General features: G+C 62.2%; 15 protein-coding genes. 8 read left to right on the top strand and 7 right to left on the bottom strand.

Annotated features, from left to right (window positions below; all coding sequences use genetic code 11):
• A complete protein-coding gene (cbpA, locus tag ACSBQQ_RS21465; RefSeq protein WP_033636314.1) occupies positions 1-963 on the bottom strand; it encodes a curved DNA-binding protein in 963 nt (320 codons plus the stop codon).
• A 230-nt stretch (positions 964-1193) separates the two neighbouring features.
• Here cbpA and greB point away from each other — a divergent pair, with 230 nt between their 5' ends.
• The 5 genes from greB to ACSBQQ_RS21440 all read left to right on the top strand — a co-directional run bounded on the left by greB (position 1194) and on the right by ACSBQQ_RS21440 (position 7619).
• Complete coding sequence (gene greB, locus ACSBQQ_RS21460) at positions 1194-1667, top strand: transcription elongation factor GreB (protein WP_033636315.1); 474 nt, start codon at positions 1194-1196, stop codon at positions 1665-1667.
• Positions 1668-1824: 157 nt separating this feature from the next.
• Complete coding sequence (locus tag ACSBQQ_RS21455) at positions 1825-4158, top strand: Tex family protein (protein ID WP_033649332.1); 2334 nt, start codon at positions 1825-1827, stop codon at positions 4156-4158.
• 609 nt (positions 4159-4767) lie between these two features.
• Positions 4768-4992: a ferrous iron transporter A gene (gene feoA / locus ACSBQQ_RS21450; RefSeq protein ID WP_025304553.1), complete on the top strand. Its 225-nt coding sequence runs from the start codon at positions 4768-4770 to the stop codon at positions 4990-4992.
• Between the two features lie 72 nt (positions 4993-5064).
• The gene (gene feoB, locus ACSBQQ_RS21445; RefSeq protein ID WP_060429249.1) at positions 5065-7380 is read left to right on the top strand and encodes a Fe(2+) transporter permease subunit FeoB; all 2316 of its coding nucleotides are present in this window, start codon (positions 5065-5067) and stop codon (positions 7378-7380) included.
• Entirely contained in the window at positions 7380-7619 is a 240-nt protein-coding gene (locus ACSBQQ_RS21440) for a FeoC-like transcriptional regulator (protein WP_033649334.1), read from the top strand. The genes feoB and ACSBQQ_RS21440 overlap by 1 nt, the downstream gene beginning before the upstream one ends.
• Positions 7620-7662: 43 nt before the next feature.
• On the opposite strand, the gene ACSBQQ_RS21435 is transcribed toward ACSBQQ_RS21440, so the two are convergent.
• Both ACSBQQ_RS21435 and bioH read right to left on the bottom strand, forming a co-directional pair.
• Entirely contained in the window at positions 7663-7947 is a 285-nt protein-coding gene (locus ACSBQQ_RS21435; protein WP_004930765.1) for a YdgH/BhsA/McbA-like domain containing protein, read from the bottom strand.
• A 270-nt stretch (positions 7948-8217) separates the two neighbouring features.
• Positions 8218-8988, bottom strand: a complete 771-nt coding sequence (gene bioH / locus ACSBQQ_RS21430) for a pimeloyl-ACP methyl ester esterase BioH (RefSeq protein WP_060429250.1) — start codon at positions 8986-8988, stop codon at positions 8218-8220.
• Positions 8989-9028: 40 nt separating this feature from the next.
• Between bioH and gntX the strand changes: the two genes are divergently transcribed.
• Together gntX and nfuA are read left to right on the top strand one after the other, a co-directional pair.
• On the top strand, positions 9029-9712 hold the full coding sequence (gene gntX, locus ACSBQQ_RS21425) for a DNA utilization protein GntX (protein WP_060429251.1): 684 nt from the start codon (positions 9029-9031) through the stop codon (positions 9710-9712).
• A 58-nt stretch (positions 9713-9770) separates the two neighbouring features.
• Positions 9771-10346, top strand: coding sequence for a Fe-S biogenesis protein NfuA (gene nfuA / locus ACSBQQ_RS21420; RefSeq protein ID WP_004930777.1), 576 nt, complete (start codon positions 9771-9773; stop codon positions 10344-10346).
• Positions 10347-10416: 70 nt separating this feature from the next.
• On the opposite strand, the gene malQ is transcribed toward nfuA, so the two are convergent.
• Together malQ and malP are read right to left on the bottom strand one after the other, a co-directional pair.
• Positions 10417-12507, bottom strand: a complete 2091-nt coding sequence (malQ, locus tag ACSBQQ_RS21415) for a 4-alpha-glucanotransferase (protein ID WP_060429252.1) — start codon at positions 12505-12507, stop codon at positions 10417-10419.
• A 9-nt stretch (positions 12508-12516) separates the two neighbouring features.
• Positions 12517-14922 (bottom strand): maltodextrin phosphorylase, encoded by a 2406-nt coding sequence (gene malP / locus ACSBQQ_RS21410; RefSeq protein ID WP_060429253.1) that lies wholly within the window; start codon positions 14920-14922, stop codon positions 12517-12519.
• 460 nt (positions 14923-15382) lie between these two features.
• On the opposite strand from malP, the gene malT reads away from it, so the two are divergent.
• Positions 15383-18097, top strand: a complete 2715-nt coding sequence (gene malT, locus ACSBQQ_RS21405) for an HTH-type transcriptional regulator MalT (RefSeq protein WP_060429254.1) — start codon at positions 15383-15385, stop codon at positions 18095-18097.
• 3 nt (positions 18098-18100) lie between these two features.
• Here the strand turns inward: malT and ACSBQQ_RS21400 are convergent, their stop codons facing one another.
• Both ACSBQQ_RS21400 and ACSBQQ_RS21395 read right to left on the bottom strand, forming a co-directional pair.
• Positions 18101-18787: an L-ribulose-5-phosphate 4-epimerase gene (locus ACSBQQ_RS21400; protein ID WP_033649394.1), complete on the bottom strand. Its 687-nt coding sequence runs from the start codon at positions 18785-18787 to the stop codon at positions 18101-18103.
• Complete coding sequence (locus ACSBQQ_RS21395; protein WP_041037036.1) at positions 18738-19646, bottom strand: L-ribulose-5-phosphate 3-epimerase; 909 nt, start codon at positions 19644-19646, stop codon at positions 18738-18740. The genes ACSBQQ_RS21400 and ACSBQQ_RS21395 overlap by 50 nt, the downstream gene beginning before the upstream one ends.
• Positions 19647-19655: the final 9 nt, after the last annotated feature.

Here is a 19655-nt window from a genome sequence, read left to right as displayed (position 1 = left end):
TTACTCCCATTCCGCGCGCGGGTTGAACGCCGCCTGTTCAGCCAGTTCTCGCCACAGGGCGCTGGCCTTCTCGTTCGGCTTCGGCGGCATCACCACCTTGAGAATGACATACAGGTCACCGGGCTCTTTCTTGCCCGCCAGCCCCTTGCCCTTGACCCGCAGCCGTTTGCCGCTCTGGCTACCGGCCGGCACGGTCAACGCGATTTTTCCGGTCAGCGTCGGCACCTCAATGCTGGCGCCGAGCGCCGCCTCCCAAGGGGCGAGAGGTGCCACGATGCTCAGGTTGTGGCCGTCGATCTCAAACAGCGGGTGCGGCGCGAGGCGGATGACCAGATACAGATCGCCGTTCTGGCCGCCGCCCACGCCGGCCACGCCCTGCCCCTTGAGGCGAATGCGCTCGCCGTCGCCCACCCCGGCCGGGATTTTCACGTTCAGCGTTTTGCTGGCTTCGCTCACCTGCCGCCCCAGCTCGTCGTACACCGGCAGCTTGTAGGAGATCTCGCGGCTTTGGCCATGCAGCGTTTCCTCGAGGAACAGCGGCACCTCCATCTCCAGATCCTGGCCGCGGAAGCCATGCCCGCCGTGCGAGTGCGAAGCGGAGCGATGCCCGCCCGCCGCACGCCCGCCGAACATGCTTTCGAAGAAATCGGAGAAGTCTTGCGCGTCGGCACCGCCGCCGTGCCATGAAGCGCTCTGCTGATAGCCGCCGCGATCGCCGCGCGCCTGGCGGCCAAAGTTCGGATCGTTGCGGTGCAGCCGGATCTGATCGTACTCGGCGCGGCGCTCTTCGTCCTTCAGCACCTCATAGGCTTCGGCCAGCTCCTTGAATTTGCTCTCGGCGTCTTCTTCGGTGCTCACGTCAGGGTGATATTTACGCGCCAGCCGGCGGTAGGCCGTTTTGATGGTTTTCAGATCGGCGTTGGGCTCAACGCCCATCGTTGCGTAGTAATCTTTAAATTCCATGCGGTAATACCTTCAATGTGTTGGGTTGTGCGCCAAAATTCCTTGTCTCTCTCGCCAGATATCCTCCTTTCGTCACATTCCTTTTCCGCTATCGCTAAGCATACTCCCGATTGTTAAAAGCTGCGCAAACTGAATAACAACCGTGCGGCAACGCGCAGGCCCGCGCGCCATTTCTAAAGCCCCCCGCATTCACGTACACTGTGGCGGTGGCCCCATAAAGATAAATCACCATGAGAACTCAACTGATAACCCGTGAAGGGTATGACAAGCTCAAACAAGAGCTGGATTACCTCTGGCGCGAAGAACGCCCCGAGGTGACCAAGAAAGTGACTTGGGCCGCCAGCCTGGGCGACAGAAGCGAAAACGCCGACTACCAGTACAACAAGAAGCGGCTGCGCGAGATCGACCGCCGCGTCCGCTATCTGACCAAATGCCTGGAGCAATTGAAGATCGTCGATTACTCCCCGCAGCAGGAAGGCAAGGTGTTCTTCGGCGCCTGGGTGGAGGTGGAGAACGACGACGGCGAGACCAAACGCTTTCGCATCGTCGGTTACGACGAGATCTTCGGCCGCAAGGATTACATCTCCATCGACGCGCCGATGGCGCGCGCCCTGCTGAAAAAAGAGGTCGGCGACGTCGCCACCGTCAATACGCCGCTGGGCGAGGCGCAGTGGTACGTTAACGAGATAGACTACCCGAAGTAAGCTTTCAGCTTTTTCCGAACCGCCGCCAACGCCGCCGCCTGCGCAGTTCTCCACGTGGCGGCCGCGCGGCGGCGGCCCGCTCCACTGGCATTTTCCCCGATCAATCCGTATAACTGTCCCCTGTTTATTCACCGTTCTCAATACAGATACCAGACCTATGAATGACCCACTGAGCCGCATTATTGCAACAGAACTGCAGGCCCGGCCGGAGCAAGTCGACTCCGCCATCCGTCTGCTGGATGAAGGTAATACCGTGCCCTTTATTGCACGCTATCGTAAGGAAGTCACCGGGGGCCTGGACGACACCCAACTGCGCCAGCTGGAAACCCGCCTGGGTTATCTGCGTGAACTGGAAGATCGTCGTCAGACCATCCTGAAGTCGATCGATGAACAGGGCAAACTGACCGAACAACTGGCGGGGGCGATCAACGCCACGCTGAGCAAGACCGAACTCGAAGACCTCTATCTGCCGTACAAACCGAAGCGCCGCACCCGCGGCCAGATCGCCATCGAGGCCGGTCTGGAACCGCTGGCGGACGCACTGTGGCAGGATCCGCAACAGCAGCCGGAACAGCTGGCTGAACGCTACGTCGACGCCGACAAGGGCGTGGCGGACGTCAAAGCCGCCCTCGACGGCGCGCGCTATATCCTGATGGAGCGCTTCGCCGAAGATGCCTCGCTGCTGGCCAAGGTGCGCGACTACCTGTGGAAAAACGCCCATCTGGTGTCCAAAGTGGTCGAGGGCAAGGAAGAAGAAGGCGCCAAGTTCCGCGACTATTTCGATCACCACGAACCGATTTCCCAGGTGCCTTCGCACCGCGCGCTGGCGATGTTCCGCGGCCGCAACGAAGGTGTGCTGCAGCTGGCGCTGAACGCCGATCCGCAGTTTGAGGAAGCGCCGCGCGAAAGCCAGGCGGAGCTGATCATCATCAATCACCTCAACCTGCGCCTGAACAACGCCCCGGCCGACGCCTGGCGCAAGGCGGTGGTCAACTGGACCTGGCGCATCAAGGTGTTGCTGCACCTGGAAACCGAGCTGATGGGCACGGTGCGCGAGCGCGCGGAAGATGAAGCGATCAACGTTTTCGCCCGCAACATGCACGATCTGCTGATGGCCGCGCCGGCCGGCATGCGCGCCACCATGGGCCTCGATCCGGGCCTGCGCACCGGGGTGAAAGTCGCCGTGGTCGACGCGACTGGCAAGCTGGTCGCCACCGACACCGTCTACCCGCACACCGGGCAAGCGGCCAAAGCCGCCGCCATCGTCGCGGCGCTGTGCATCAAACATAACGTGGAGCTGGTGGCCATCGGCAACGGCACCGCTTCGCGTGAAACCGAGCGTTTCTATCTCGACCTGCAAAAGCAATTCGGCGAGGTCCGGGCGCAGAAAGTGATCGTCAGCGAAGCGGGCGCGTCGGTGTATTCCGCGTCAGAACTGGCGGCGCAGGAGTTCCCGGATCTCGACGTGTCGCTGCGCGGTGCGGTGTCCATCGCCCGTCGTCTGCAGGATCCGCTGGCGGAGCTGGTGAAAATCGACCCGAAATCCATCGGCGTCGGCCAGTATCAGCACGACGTCAGCCAGAGCCAGCTGGCGAAGAAGCTGGACTCGGTGGTGGAAGACTGCGTGAACGCCGTCGGCGTCGATCTGAACACCGCGTCGGTGCCGTTGCTGACCCGCGTGGCCGGCCTGACGCGCATGATGGCGCAGAACATCGTCAACTGGCGCGACGAGAACGGCCGCTTCAGCAACCGTGAACAGCTGCTGAAAGTCAGCCGCCTGGGGCCGAAGGCCTTCGAACAGTGCGCCGGCTTCCTGCGCATCAACCACGGCGACAACCCGCTGGATGCTTCCACCGTTCACCCGGAAGCCTACCCGGTGGTGCAGCGCATTCTGGCCGCCACCGAGCAGGCGCTGCAGGACCTGATGGGCAACGCCTCGGCGGTGCGCAGCCTGAAAGCGGTCGACTTCACCGACGACAAGTTCGGCGTGCCGACGGTCACCGACATCCTGAAAGAGCTGGAGAAGCCGGGCCGCGATCCACGTCCGGAGTTCAAAACCGCCACCTTCGCCGAAGGCGTGGAAACCCTCAACGATCTGCAGGTGGGCATGATCCTGGAAGGCTCGGTGACCAACGTCACCAACTTCGGCGCCTTCGTGGATATCGGCGTGCATCAGGATGGCCTGGTGCACATCTCCTCGCTGGCGGACAAGTTCGTTGAAGATCCGCACACCGTGGTGAAGGCCGGCGACATCGTCAAAGTGAAGGTGATGGAAGTCGATCTGCAGCGTAAACGCATCGCGCTGAGCATGCGCCTGGATGAGCAGCCGGGCGAAGGTTCACCGCGCCGCGGCGGCAACGCGCCTGCACAGACGCGCGACCACGCCAACCGTTCGGCGGGCGGCAACAAGGCCAAACCGCGCAACGCGGCGCCGGCCGGCAACAGCGCCATGGGCGACGCGCTGGCGGCGGCATTCGGCAAGAAACGCTAAGTCAGATCCAACAGGGGGCGGAGCCTGCTCCGCCCCTTTCTGATGAATAAAACTTGCGGCATTTCTTGACCCGCCTCAATAAACCGTCATCTTTTTATTTCCTGCGCCTGCGTGACCACCCTCCCATTATTCAGGCAACAACAATCCCTTCTGCAGCCATTTATTAACAACTTCGTTAACACGCATTTTTCATCTCGCGAATTGTGAGAGAAACACAAATGGTTACCGCTCGCATTACGGCGGAATAATGTTATTGAATTGCCTTTCGGTGGAAATAAATAAAGGGAAAAAACCATCTATATTTGCAAACAAGAAAACTCGGCTACAAATACGTAACTGATTTAACTCGCCATTCTCATTTGTTCCCCAGCGCAACCGGTGGTAAAACGTCGTTAATCAAGACAACGCCATCAAAAACTGTCGACGCCATAATAATTGGTTACAATACCCTTACTTTTTGTATTGAACGCGATAATGATAATTACTATTATTTGCGCTCACTTTATTGCATGACCTTATGGATGAATACCGCCGACGGCGTGGCATTTTCGCCGGCAACGTCCAATTATCATCAGCCCGATGCTCATCGGCACCCGGAAGGTTAATCACATGCAGCTCCAACCTAAACGCACGTATAAGATTGTCGGCTTTTCCGGTGAAATTGCGCCGGCCTACCGCCAGAAACTGTTATCGCTCGGCATGCTGCCCGGCTCTTCGTTCGACGTGGTGCGCGTCGCACCGCTGGGCGATCCGATAGAAATTAAAACTCGCCGCGTCAGCCTGGTGCTGCGCAGGAAGGATCTGGCGCTGCTGCAGCTCGACGGCCAGCCCTGAGCCGACGCGCTCTCCGTTTGCCGACGCGCCTTTGCGCCGGCGCTGTTCTCCTTGAAGACGACACGCTGAACTATGAAAAAACTCACCATCGGCTTAATCGGTAACCCGAACTCCGGCAAAACCACGCTGTTCAACCAGCTGACCGGCGCACGCCAACGGGTCGGCAACTGGGCGGGCGTGACGGTCGAACGCAAAGAAGGCCATTTCACCACCCCGCAGTCCGACGTACGGCTGGTCGATTTGCCCGGCACCTACTCCCTGACCACCATTTCAGAGCAAACCTCGCTCGACGAGCAGATCGCCTGCCACTACATTTTGAGCGGCGACGCCGATCTGCTGATCAACGTGGTCGACGCCTCCAACCTGGAGCGCAACCTCTACCTGACGCTGCAGCTGCTGGAGCTGGGCATTCCCTGCATCGTGGCGCTGAACATGCTCGACATCGCCAAAAGTCAGCATATCGATATCGACGTCGCCGCGCTGTCGGCGCGCCTCGGCTGCCCGGTAGTGCCGATGGTCTCCACCCGCGCCGACGGCATCGGCGTGCTGAAACAGATGATCGACAATCATCACATCAACGAACAGCAGGCGCTGGTGAACTACCCACCGCTGTTGCTGAAAGCGGTCGCCACGCTGAGCGACGCCATGCCGCAAACGCTGCCGGCGGTGCAGCGCCGCTGGCTGGCATTGCAAATGCTGGAAGGCGACATCTACAGTCACCGGCTGGCCGGCCCCGCCGTCGCGCTGTTGCCTGCGGCTGCCCAGGCGTTGCAACAGCAGCAGCAGGAAGACCCGGCGCTGGTGATCGCCGACGCGCGCTACCAGTCCATCGCCGCCCTGTGCGATGAGGTCAGCAACTCGCAGCAGGCGATGCCCAACCGCCTGACCGAGCTGCTGGATAAAGTGATCCTCAACCGCTGGCTGGGCGTGCCGATCTTCCTGCTGGTGATGTACCTGATGTTCCTGCTGGCGATCAACATCGGCGGCGCGCTGCAGCCGATCTTCGATATCGGCTCGGCGGCGATCTTCATTCAGGGCATTCAGTGGCTCGGCTACACCCTGCACTTCCCCGACTGGCTGACCGTTTTCCTGGCGCAGGGCGTCGGCGGCGGCATCAATACCGTGCTGCCGCTGGTGCCGCAGATCGGCATGATGTACCTGTTTCTGTCGTTCCTGGAGGATTCCGGCTACATGGCGCGCGCGGCGTTCGTGATGGATCGCCTGATGCAGGCGCTCGGGCTGCCGGGCAAATCCTTCGTGCCGCTGATCGTCGGCTTCGGCTGCAATGTGCCGTCCATCATGGGCGCCCGGACGCTGGATGCCCAGCGCGAGCGCCTGATCACCATCATGATGGCGCCGTTCATGTCCTGCGGCGCCCGTCTGGCGATCTTCGCGGTGTTCGCCGCCGCCTTCTTCGGCCAGGACGGCGCCGGGGTGGTGTTCTCGCTGTACATGCTCGGCATTGCGGTGGCGATCCTCACCGGCCTGGTGCTCAAATACACCCTCATGCGCGGCGAAGCCTCGCCGTTCGTGATGGAGCTGCCGGTCTACCATGTGCCGCACCTGAAAAGCCTGCTGCTGCAAACCTGGCAGCGGCTGAAAGGCTTCGTGCTGCGCGCCGGCAAGGTGATCGTGGTGGCCAGCATATTCATCGGCGGCCTGAACAGCTTCTCGTTCAGCGGCAAGACGGTCGACAACATCAACGACTCCGCGCTGGCCTCGGTCTCCAGGGTGCTGACGCCGCTGCTGCAGCCGATGGGCGTCCACAGCGATAACTGGCAGGCCACCGTCGGGCTGGTGACCGGCGCGATGGCGAAAGAAGTGGTGGTCGGCACGCTGAATACGCTGTACACCGCCGAGCGCATCAACAAAGAAGCGTTCGACGCCGCCAACTTCAACCTGCTCGATGAACTGGGCGGCGCGCTGCACGAAACCTGGGACGGCCTGAAAAATACCTTCAGCCTGAGCGTGCTCTCCAACCCGATCGAAGCCAGCAAGGGCGACGGCGAGATGGGCGTCGGCTCGATGGGCGTGATGAGCAGCAAATTCGGCTCCGGCATCTCCGCCTACAGCTATCTGATCTTCGTGCTGCTGTATGTGCCTTGCGTCTCGGTGATGGGCGCCATCGCCCGTGAATCGAGCCGCGGCTGGATGACCTTCTCTATTCTGTGGGGGCTGAACGTGGCCTACTCGCTGGCGACGCTGTTCTATCAGGCGGCCACCTTCAATCAACACCCGCAGTACAGCCTGACGGCGATCCTGGCGGTGGTGCTGGTGAATCTGCTGGTGCTGTTCGGCCTGCGCCGGGCGCGCAGCCGCGTCACGGTGCGCCTGGGCAACGCCACGCCGGCGGCCTGTTGCCAGAGCGCCAAAGGGAGCTGTCACTGATGGCCGGGCTGCTGCAGGTACGCGATGCGCTGGCGCTGCGCGGCAGCGCCCAGGCGCAGCAGCTCAGCCACTCGCTGGCGACGCCGCTGCCGCTGGTGCAAGCGATGCTGGACCGTTTGACGGCGATGGGGAAAGTGGAACGCATCGAACAGGATGACGGCGCCTGTCTGAGCGGCAGTTGCAAACGCTGCCCGCAGGGCCAGGGGTGCAGCACGGTGTTCTACCGGCTGAAGGCCTGACGATCAGGGGCGCCATGACGGGCGCCCCTTTGCCGTTCAAGGCTTATTGCTTGTCTTTGTAAACTTCGGCGATGGCGCTGAATTTACCGTGTTCACGGCCTGCCAGGATCACGTAGTATTGACCGCCCTTTTCGTCCGCCAGTTTGGACAGCTCTTCCTTGGCATCCATCGGTGACGTGGTTTCCGCCGTCGTGGTGACGGTGCCGATCTTCTCGTATTTACCCGGGTTCTTATCCAGATCTTCCTTGGTCAGCAGGGTTGCCGCCATGGAGCCGAAAGACACCGAACCCAGCACTGCCGCTGCAATAATCATCTTCAATGATTTCATGACACTAACCTCTCAATGGATAATTTATCTGTTATGAAAGCCGTCAAGAATCCATGCGTAGTACCGCAGGCTGCCGCGACATCCTCAGGCCTCGTTGCTTTCCCTGACGGGGCCTGTTTCCCAGAGACGAAACGCCAAAATGAAAAGCGCCGCACGCGGTCTTTTCATTTTGCAGCCAACGCATTGACTCACTAAGTATCGAACAGCTTTGTCTTTTATCCACCCGGCAGCGTTTTTTTTAGCGCCCTATCGTGCGATTTCCCACCGGATTCAATGTGCTGCAATAAACGCTTCGATCATCGTCACAAATTCATCGGGATGAGAGATAAACGGCGCATGGGCGGCTTTGGCCACGATCTGCGACGCAGAATGCGGCCAGGCGGCATCGAGCAGCTCGGCGACCTTGCGCGGCACCAGCCCGTCCAGATAGCCGTAGATCCGCAGCAGCGGCAGATTCAACTCCGCCAGCGGTACGCGCAGATCGGCGGTGCGCAGGATCTCCAGCCCGCCGTTCAACACCTCGACGCTCGGGGTCGGTTGGCTGAGCACCACCGCCTTCAGCTGGCGCGCATCCTGACGCGCGCTCTCGGTGCCCAGCGTCTGCAACGCCAGAAAACGCTCGACGGTGCGCTGGAAATCCAGGCTCAGCTGATGCTGGAAACCGCTCAGCACGTCCGGGCGGATCCCCGGCCACTCATCGCGGGCGGCAAAGCACGGCGAGGAGGCTACGGTGATCAGCCCCTTGACCCGCTCGGGCTGCATCAGCGCCGCCTGGCTGGCCACCAGTCCGCCGAGCGACCAGCCTAGCCACCAGGCCTGCGGCGGGGCGGCCGCCAGCACGATTTCCGTCATCTGCGCCAGCGACAACGCGCCGAACCCCTGGCTGCGGCCATAACCCGGCAGATCGACCAGGTGCAGGCGAAAATGCGGCACCAGTCGCGCCTGAATGCAACTCCACACTTCGGCGTTCAAGCCCCAGCCGTGCAGCAGCACAAGATCGCGTTCGCCCTCACCTATTGTTTGCCAGTACAGCGCTGTCATTGGTTATTGTCCTTTCATGCTTATCCGTCTCGGAGGCTCTATGCTATCAATCCGCAGCCGCTGTTGGCTATGCCGACAGCCGTTGAGCCTGATGCGTCATGGCATCTGCAGCTGCTGCCTGCGCCATCTGCCGGCCCACCCACCGTGTTGCCCGTGCTGCGGATTGCCCGCCGGGGAAACGCAAATGCCCTGCGGCCGCTGCCTGCAACGGCCGCCGCCCTGGCAGCGGCTGGTGTTCGTCGGCGACTACGTTGCGCCCCTCAGCCGACTGATAAAGAGGTTCAAGTTTCACCGCGCGCCCGAGCTGGCACCGACGCTGGCACGCCTGATGCTGTTGCGGTGGCAGCAGGCGCGCAGAGAGCAGAATCTGAACAGACCCGACCTGATTTTAGCGGTACCCTTGCATGCAACGCGCTGTTGGCACCGTGGTTATAACCAGAGCGATCTGCTGGCCCGGCCGCTGGCGCGCTGGCTGGGCTGTGCCTATCGGCCCGCCGCTTTGCGCCGGGTGCGCAAGACAGCCCTGCAACAGCGGCTGAGCGCCGGAGCGCGCAGGCGCAATTTGCAGCGCGCTTTCACCTGCACGGTGCCGGTCGCCGGCCGGCATATCGCCCTGGTGGATGACGTGGTGACCACCGGCAGCACCGTCGCGGAGATCGCGGCGCTGTTGCGGCGGCAAGGCGCCGCCTCGGTGCAGATATGGTGCGTTTGCCGCACGTTGTAGTGCCACGGCAATGGGCGTATTATAACCGACTATAGAAGTCAACTATTGAGCTAATGCTATGATCCGTATAACAGATGCTGCACAGGAACACTTTGCCAAACTGCTGGCAAATCAAGAAGAAGGCACCCAAATCCGCGTATTCGTGATCAACCCGGGCACGCCGACGGCCGAATGCGGTGTCTCTTATTGCCCGCCGGACGCGGTAGAAGCGACGGATACCGAACTGAAGTTCGACAAACTGTCCGCCTATGTCGATGAGCTGAGCGCGCCGTATCTGGAAGACGCCGAAATCGACTTCGTGACCGACCAGCTGGGTTCTCAACTGACGCTGAAAGCGCCAAACGCCAAGATGCGCAAGGTCGATGACGACGCGCCGCTGATGGAGCGCGTGGAATACGTGCTGCAGTCGCAGATCAACCCACAGCTGGCGGGCCACGGCGGCCGCGTGACGCTGATGGAGATCACCGACGACAACATGGCGATCCTGCAGTTCGGCGGCGGCTGTAACGGCTGTTCGATGGTCGACGTCACGCTGAAAGAAGGCATCGAGAAAGAGCTGCTGCAGAAATTCCCGGAGCTGAAAGGCGTGCGCGATTTGACCGAGCACCAGCGCGGCGAGCACTCCTATTACTGATCCCCGGCGCTCGCGCCGCGGTGGATAACACAATGCCGGAAGGGGGGAACCCGTTCCGGCATTGTTGTTTTCAGCCCACCGACACCTTGCGCCGCCGTTTGTCCAAATCCTTCAGCAACCGGTTTATCCGCGGATCGGCGAACATCTCCTCCAGCGTTTCGGTCAGCTTGCGCCGCCAGTTAGGGTATTGATCGCTGGTGCCGGGAATATTGACCGGATCGGCCATGTCCAGCCAGTCTTCCGGCTGCAGGCCGAGCAGGGCGCTGGCGCTGTCGGCGACATAGCGCTGCAGGCCGCGGTTAAGCAGCGGGCTCATGCCGAGCAGCGCCGCCTTCTTGCCCACCTTCTGCGGCACGCAGCCATAGCGATGCAACCCGTCCAGCAGCCCCTGCTTGGCGCGTTCCCGATCGGCGAACAGCGCCCGCAGGATCTCCGCATCCGGGTAAAGGCCCAGCCGGTTGCCGAGCGTGAGATCGTCGCTTTGCCAGTAGCCGCGCAGCGTCGGCAGATCGTGGGTGGTGATGGTCGCCATCGCCTGCACCGGATAGGCCTGCGGCGCGCGGAAATGGTGTTCGCCGTCGCTTTCGAAATACAGCACTTTGTAGGAATAGACGCCGCTGTCGCGCAGCTTGCCGACGATCTCCACCGGCACCGTGCCGAGATCCTCGCCGATCACCATGCAGCGGTGGCGCTGGCTTTCCAGCGCCAGCACCGCCAGCAGATCGTCCACCGGGTATTTGACGTAGGCGCCGCGATCGGCGGTTTCGCCATACGGGATCCACCACAGCCGCAGCAGCGCCATGACGTGATCGATGCGCAGCGCGCCGCAGCTGGTCATGTTGGCGCGCAAAAGATCGATGAACGGCTGATAACCGCGCGCCGCCATCACGTGCGGATCCATCGGCGGCAACCCCCAGTTTTGCCCCAGCGGCCCCAGGATGTCCGGCGGCGCGCCGACCGACGCTTTCAGGCAGTACAGTTCGCGGTCACACCAGGTTTCCGCCCCGCCTTCCGCCACCCCGACCGCCAGATCGCGATACAGGCCAATCGGCATCTGCTGCTGCCGGCTCTGTTCGAAACACTGCGCGAACTGCGTGGCCGCCAGCCACTGCAGCCACAGGTAAAAGCGGACCGCGTCCTGATGCTCATCGCAGAACTGCCGCACCGCTTCGCTCTGCCCACGCCGATAGCGCTCGGGCCAGGCCGGCCACCCCCACTGGCTGGCGTCTTTGGCCGCCAGGTGGGCATGCAGCGCATCGAACGCCGCCTGCTGATACAGGCTTTCGCCGCCCTCAGTCACGAACCGTTCGAACGCCTGACGCTGCGCGTCGTTCGGCTTGCGCGCCTGAAACAGCGGGAACGCCAGCTTCAGCGCCGCCAGCTTCAGCTGCATCACGGCGGTGTAATCCACCCACTCCGCGGCGCGCGCCTTGGCCAGCTGCTTCTGCGTCGCCGGCTTCTGCCACCAGCGCTGAGCCGCGTCGCTGCGTTGGAAATCCTCCACCGCGTTGACGTCGATATACGCCAGATTCAGCCAGCGGCGCGACGAGGGGCTGTAGGGGCTGGCGCTCTCCGGGTTGGCCGGATACAGCGCATGGATCGGATTGAGGCCGACGAAAGCGCCGCCGCGTTCCCCCACCTGCTCCACCATCAGGCGCAGATCGCCGAAATCGCCGATGCCCCAGTTGCGATCGGAACGCAGCGTATACAGCTGAACGCAGGCGCCCCACAGCTTCTTGCCGGTCAGCAAGGCGTTCGGCTCGAAGCAGCGCCTCGGCGCGACGATCACTCGGCATGACCACTGCCGCGTGCCCTGGCTCAGCGTCAATTGGTGATAGCCCGCCGGCAGATCGCCCGGCAGCGTCAGGGTCTTGCGCGCGCCGACGCGCCCCTGCAGGCATTCGCCGTCTTCACGCTGCAGCGCCCACAGGTACTCGCCTTCGCCCGCCGGGGTCAACGCCAACGGCGCGCCCTGATAGAACACCTTGACCGCCGGTAACGGCGACGCCGCCCCTTCCTGCGCGGCTTCGGCCCGATTCATGGCCGCCAGCAGCTTGCGCTTGGTCTCCGGTTCAATCGCCTGCCGCTTGCCGTGGGCATTGATGAAATCGGCGGCGATCCCCGCCTGTGCCGCCGCCTGATCGATACGCTTGCGATCCATTCGTTCTCCTTAACGTTTGGCTTGCCAGATGCGCTGCTGGTAATCGCGGATCGAACGATCCGAGCTGAACATGCCGACGCGCGCGGTGTTAAGGATAGTCCGCCGCGTCCATTCGTCCCGATCGCGGTACAGTTCATCGACCCGGCTTTGCGCCTGGCAATACGAGGCGAAGTCCGCCAACACCAGATAGGGATCGCCGCCCTCCAGCAGGCTGTGCAGCATCATGTCGAACGCGTGCTTGTCGCCGTGGCTGAACGCGCCGCTCGCCAGCTCGTCCAAAATCGCCTTCAGGTGCTTGTCTTTCTTGCGGTAGCTGAGCGGATCGTAGCCCTTCGCCAGTATCGCCTTCACCTGCTCCACGGTATTGCCGAAGATAAAGATATTGTCTTCGCCCACCTGCTCGGCGATTTCGACGTTGGCGCCGTCCAGCGTGCCGACCGTCAGCGCGCCGTTCAGCGCCAGCTTCATATTGCCGGTGCCGGAGGCCTCTTTGCCGGCGGTGGAGATCTGCTCGGAGATATCCGCCGCCGGGATCATCAGTTCGGCCACCGACACGCGGTAGTCGGGAATGAACGCCACTTTCAGGCGATCTTTCACCAGCGGATCGTTATTGATCTTCTCGGCCGCCTGGTTGATCGCGTAAATGATGTTCTTCGCCAGGTAGTAGCCCGGCGCCGCCTTGGCGCCGAACAGGAAGACGCGCGGCACGATGTCCAGATTCGGGTTGTCGCGCAGCTGGCGATACAGCGACAGGATGTGCAGCAGGTTCAGGTGCTGGCGTTTGTACTCGTGCAGACGCTTGATCTGCACGTCGAAAATCGCGTCCGGGTCGAGCGTCAACCCCATCACACCGTGCACGTAATGGGCCAGCGCCACCTTGTTGTCGCGTTTGATCTGCTGATAACGCTGGCGGAACGCCGCGTCGTCGGCGAATTTTTCCAGCCCGCGCAACGCGTCGAGATCGTTCGCCCATTCCACCTTCAGCGTCTCGTCGATCAGGCCCGACAGCGCCGGGTTGCACTGTTTCAGCCAGCGGCGCGGCGTGATGCCGTTGGTGACGTTATGGAATTTGTTCGGCCACAGCTGGTGATATTCCGGGAACAGATCCTTCACCACCAGATCCGAGTGCAGCTGCGCCACGCCGTTGACCGCAAAGCCGCTGACCACGCACAGGTTGGCCATGCGCACCTGCTTGTTGTGGTGAACCGCCAGTTTGGCCCACACCGCCTCGTCGCCCGGCCAGTGCTTATCCACCAGCTTTTTGAACCTGACGTTGATCTGTTTGATGATGGAGAAATGGCGCGGCAGCAGGCTGCGCACCAGTTTTTCATCCCAGCACTCCAGCGCTTCCGGCATCAGGGTGTGGTTGGTATAGGCGAAAGTGTTGCTGGTGATCGCCCAGGCCGCCTCCCACTCCAGCTGGTGTTCGTCCAGCAGAATGCGCAGCATTTCCGGAATGGCGATGGTCGGGTGGGTGTCGTTCAGCTGGATCACTTCGTACTTCGGCAGCTCTTCAATCTTGCGGCCGGCCTGATGGTGCTTGCGCAAAATGTCCGCCACCGAGCAGGCGCACTGGAAATACTGCTGCATCAGGCGCAGGCGCTTGCCGGCCTGATGGTTGTCGTTCGGGTAGAGCACCTTGGTCAGCTTGTCGGCTTCTACGCCCTGCTTCTCCGCCTGCAGGAATTTGCCGTCGTTGAAATCGCTCAGGTTGAACGGATGCTGATGGGTCGCCTGCCACAGGCGCAGCGGCTGCGCCACGCCGTTGCGATACCCCAGCACCGGCAGATCCCAGGCTTCGCCGCGCAGGGTGAAGGCCGGGCGCCACAGTTCGCGGCCGTCGGCCTGCTTTTCCAGCTTGCCGCCGATGCCCACGTCCACCGCCAGCGCGGCGTTGTGGCGGAACCACGGGTAGCTCTCGCGCTGCCAGTTATCCGGCGCCTCTTGCTGCTGCCCCCCCTGGAACGACTGGCGGAACAGCCCGTACTGGTAGTTCAGCCCATACCCGGTGGCCGGTTGCTCCACCGTCGCCATCGAGTCAAGGAAACAGGCCGCCAGCCGCCCCAGCCCGCCGTTGCCCAGCGCCGGATCGGTTTCCTGCTCCAGCAGATCCGCCAGCTTGACGTTCTGCTCCGCCAGCGCCTGCTCGACGGTGTCGTACCAGCCCAGGTTGATCAGGTTGTTCGCCGTCAGCCGGCCGATCAGAAACTCCATCGAGATGTAGTTCACGTGGCGCAGCGGTTTGGCGCTTTTGCGCGGCGCCGGCTGTGCGGCCAACTGCTCGGCCAGCGCCGCACTGACGGCTTCCCACCATTGATGTTGCGTCATCTGCTGTGCGGAACTGAGGCCGAACCGTTGCCACTGACGGGCAAGCGCCGCCAGAAAAGCATCCTTCTTGAGCGTAGGCTGTGACATAAGGAAAACTCTCTATCCAGTAAGTGGGTCAAATTGCCGCTATCGTGCCGGTGAGAAAGCCTGACGGCATCATCCCGCCTGGGGATTAGCTGGGGAGGAGGATTGGGGCGTAGCTGGAATTGTGATCTCAGGCACTGTTTGACTCCCTTGCAACGATGCAAAAAAGCCCGCCAACGCGTGCGGCGAGCACTGAGAACGTTAGCCATGACGTTAGCACAAGTATTCGCACTGCTGAAGTTTTGTGCATGGCCGGAAATGCGATCTGCAACCGCATCGCCGCGCGCCGACGCCAAACGTAAAAAAGTGTGATCGATAGCAACTTAACTCCAAGCCGATGCGGAAGCTTGTTGCAATACGTTTAGGGTTGGCAGAAGTTAGGGGGAGCTATTAATTACGAACCATAAAATAATTAGCGCCACTCCAATCCCGGCGGGAACCGCGATTTATACCCTGGAATACTATGCTGATCCCATCAAAACTGAGCCGCCCGGTACGGCTGCAAAATACCGTGATCCGCGATCGCCTGCTGGCCAAACTGGCCAGCGCGGGCAACTATCGCCTGACACTGGTCAATTGCCCGGCGGGATACGGAAAAACCACGCTGATCGCCCAATGGGCGGCCGGCAAGGCCGATCTGGGCTGGTATTCGCTGGACGAGAGCGACAACCAACCGGAGCGCTTCGCCAGCTACCTGATCGCCGCGCTGCAGCAGGCCAGCGGCGGCCGCTGCGTCAAGAGCGAGGCGCTGAGCCAGAAACACCAGTACGCCAGCCTGTCGGCGCTGTTCGCCCAGCTGTTTATCGAGCTGGCCGACTGGCACCAGCCGCTGTACCTGGTGATCGACGACTACCATCTGATCACCAACGACGCCATTCACGAAGCCATGCGCTTCTTCCTGCGCCATCAGCCGGAAAACCTGACGCTGATCCTGCTCTCGCGCACCCTGCCGCCGCTCGGCATCGCCAATCTGCGGGTGCGCGATCAGCTGCTGGAAATGGGCACGCAGCAGCTAGCGTTTACCCATCAGGAAGCCAAACAATTCTTCGACTGCCGCCTGGCGGCGCCGATGGAACAGCAGGACAGCAGCCGCCTGTGCGACGAAGTCGAAGGCTGGGCCACCGCGCTGCAGCTGATCGCGCTGTCGGCCCGCCAGTCTGCCTCGTCGGCTCAGCTGTCGGCCAAGCGGCTGGCGGGGCTGAACGCCAGCCACCTGTCCGACTATCTGGTGGACGAAGTGCTGGATCACGTCGATGCCGAGGCGCGCGCCTTCCTGCTGCGCTGTTCGGTGCTGCGCTCGATGAACGACGCGCTGATCGTGCGGCTGACCGGCGAAGACAACGGCCAGCAGCGGCTGGAGGAGCTGGAGCGCCAGGGGCTGTTTATCCATCGCATGGACGACACCGGCGAATGGTTCAACTTCCATCCGCTGTTCGCTTCTTTCCTGCGCCAGCGTTGCCAGTGGGAGCTGGCGCTGGAGCTGCCGGGGTTGCACCGCGCCGCCGCCGAGGGCTGGCTGGCGCTGGGGTATCCGGCGGAGGCCATTCACCATGCGCTGGCGGCCAGCGACGTCAGCATGCTGCGCGATATCCTGCTGCAACACGCCTGGTCGCTGTTCCACCACAGCGAACTGGCCTTGCTGGAGGAGTGCCTCAACGCGCTGCCTTATGAGCGCCTGATCCAAAATCCCAAGCTGGCGCTGCTGCAGGCCTGGCTGGCGCAGAGCCAGCACCGCTACGGCGAGGTCAACACCCTGCTGGAGCGCGCCGAGCGCAACATGCGCGAGCAGAAAATCGAGATAGACCAAACGCTGCACGCCGAGTTCGACGCCTTGCGCGCCCAGGTGGCGATCAACGCCGGTAAACCGGAAGAGGCCGAGCGGCTGGCGACCGAAGCGTTGAAATTCCTGCCGCTGTCCAGCTATTACAGCCGCATCGTCGCCACCTCGGTGACCGGCGAAGTGCACCACTGCAAGGGCGAACTGGCGCGCGCGCTGCCGATGATGCAGCAAACCGAGCAGATGGCGCGTCGTCATCAGGCCAACCATTACGCGCTCTGGGCGCTGCTGCAGCAGAGCGAAATCCTCATCGCCCAGGGCTTCCTGCAGGCCGCTTACGAAACCCAGGACAAGGCGTTCGAACTGATCCGCGAGCAACACCTGGAACAGCTGCCGATGCACGAGTTCCTGCTGCGTATTCGCGCGCAGATCCTGTGGTCGTGGTCGCGGCTGGACGAGGCGGAAGACGCGGCGCGCACCGGGCTGAAAATCCTGGCGAACTACCAGCCGCAGCAACAGTTGCAGTGCATCGCCATGCTGGCCAAATGCTCGCTGGCGCGCGGCGATCTGGACAACGCCAATACCCATCTGCAGCGCTGCGAAACCCTGCTGCACGGCGCCCACTACCATCGCGACTGGCTGACCAACACCGACAAGTCGCGGGTGATCCACTGGCAGATGACCGGCGACACCGCCGCCGCGGCCCAATGGCTGCGCCACACCGAAAAGCCCGGCATGGCGGACAACCACTTCACGCAGGGCCAGTGGCGCAACATCGCGCGGGTGCAGATCCTGCTCGGCCAGTATGAAGAGGCCGGCGTGGTGCTGGATGAGCTGAACGAAAACGCCCGCCGCCTGCGGCTGGTGAGCGATCTCAACCGCAACCTGCTGCTCAGCAACCAGCTCTACTGGCTGCAAGAGCGCAAGGGCGAAGCGCAGCAGGCGCTGATCGAAGCGCTGTCGCTGGCCAACCGCACCGGCTTTATCAGCCACTTCGTCATCGAGGGCGAAGCGATGGCGCAGCAGCTGCGCCAGCTGATCCAGCTCAACACGCTGCCGGAGCTGGAACAGCATCGCGCCCAGCGCATCCTGCGCGACATCAACCAGCATCATCGGCACAAGTTCGCGCATTTTGACGAGAACTTCGTCGATAAGCTGCTGACCCATCCGCAGGTGCCGGAGCTGATCCGCACCAGCCCGCTCACCCAGCGCGAATGGCAGGTGCTGGGGCTGATCTATTCCGGCTACAGCAACGACCAGATCGCCGGCGAGTTGGACGTGGCGGCCACCACCATCAAGACGCACATCCGCAACCTGTATCAGAAACTGGGCGTGGCCCATCGCCAGGAAGCGGTGCAGCAAGCGCAGCAGCTGTTGAAGATGATGGGGTACGGCGCCTGAGAGTCAGCGCTGGCCGTAATAGGCGCCGGCGCCATGTTTGCGGCTGAAATGCTTTTCCAGCAGATAGTCATCGATCCGTTTCAGGCCGGGGTTAATATCCCGGCTGATCCACGCCATTTTCGCCACCTCCTCCAACACCACGGCGTTATGCACCGCCTCATCCGGCGTCCTTCCCCAACTGAACGGGCCATGCTGATACGCCAGGATGCCGGGAATGTGCAGCGGTTCACGCCCTTTCAGGGTTTCGATAATCACCCGACCGGTGTTCAGCTCATATTCCCGCGCCACCTCTTCCGCCGTCAGCCCACGGGTACAAGGAATGTCGCCGGAAAAATAGTCGGCGTGGGTGGTGCCGAGCGCCGGTATCGCTTCACCCGCCTGCGCCCAGGCGGTGGCATGGGTAGAGTGCGTATGCACCACACCGCCGAGTTGGGGGAACGCCCGATACAGCGCCAAATGTGTCGGCGTATCGGACGAAGGCCGCAGTTGCCCCTCGACAACCTCACCTCGCGCATTCACCACCACCATATCCTCAGCCCGCATCGTTTCATAAGGTACGCCGCTGGGTTTGATCACCACCAGCCCACTGGCCCGATCGATGCCGCTGACATTGCCCCAGGTATAGGTCACCAGCCCGTGCTCAGGCAACGCCATATTGGCTCGGTACACCTGACTTTTCAGTTGATCCAGCATGCTCCCCCCTTATTTCCAACCCGGCCTCGACCATGCGTTCAACCACCCAGGCTCGCGCCTCCCGCACCGCCCGCAGCGGATCGTCCGCTTTCTCGCTCCACATCTCGAGCAGATAGGGGCCGCGATAGCCGCTCTGCAACAGCGTTTCGAAACAGCGCACGAAATCGACCACGCCCTCGCCGAACGGCACATTCTTAAACTCCCCCGGCCGCGTATCCTTAACGTGTACCGCCACGATATGTCCGCGCCCGGCCATGAGCTCCATCGGCACATCGTTGTCCCAGGCAGACAAGTTGCCGATGTCCGGGTACAGCTGAAACCACGGGTTATTCAGGTAGTGGGCATAGCCCAGCGCCTTGCTGATCGAGTTCATCAGCGGATAGTCCATGATTTCCATCGCCAGCATGACCTGCGCACGGCTGGCCATCTCCACCGCCTGCGCCAATCCGGCACGGAACCGGGCGCGGGTCTGTGCAGTTGACTGCTGGTAATAAACGTCATACCCGGCCAGTTGGATCACCCGGATGCCGGTATCCTGCGCCAGCCGAATAGCTTTTCGCACGATCTCCAGTCCCCGGTCGCGCGTGGTGTCGTCTGCACTGCCCAACGGAAAACGCCGGTGGGCGCTGAGGCATAAAGAAGGGACGCGCACACCGCTCGCCGCAACGGCGCTAACCAAGGCGAGCCGCTGTTCAGTGCTCCAGTCCAATCGCGCCAGGCGGCCGTCACTTTCATCGATCGACATTTCAACGAAATCGAATCCCAACTCACCCGCCAGTTGCAGGCGCGTCAGCCAGTCCTCGCCCGGCGGCAACGCTTTCTCATAGATGCCCAACGGCACGGATTTGTGCAACATAACCGCTCC

The sequence above is a fragment of the Serratia sp. G204Y genome (genome assembly GCF_051172435.1).
GTDB lineage: Bacteria > Pseudomonadota > Gammaproteobacteria > Enterobacterales > Enterobacteriaceae > Serratia > Serratia sarumanii.
Note: the sequence above shows the minus strand (reverse complement) of the source record. Positions and strands in the feature narration are given on the sequence as shown.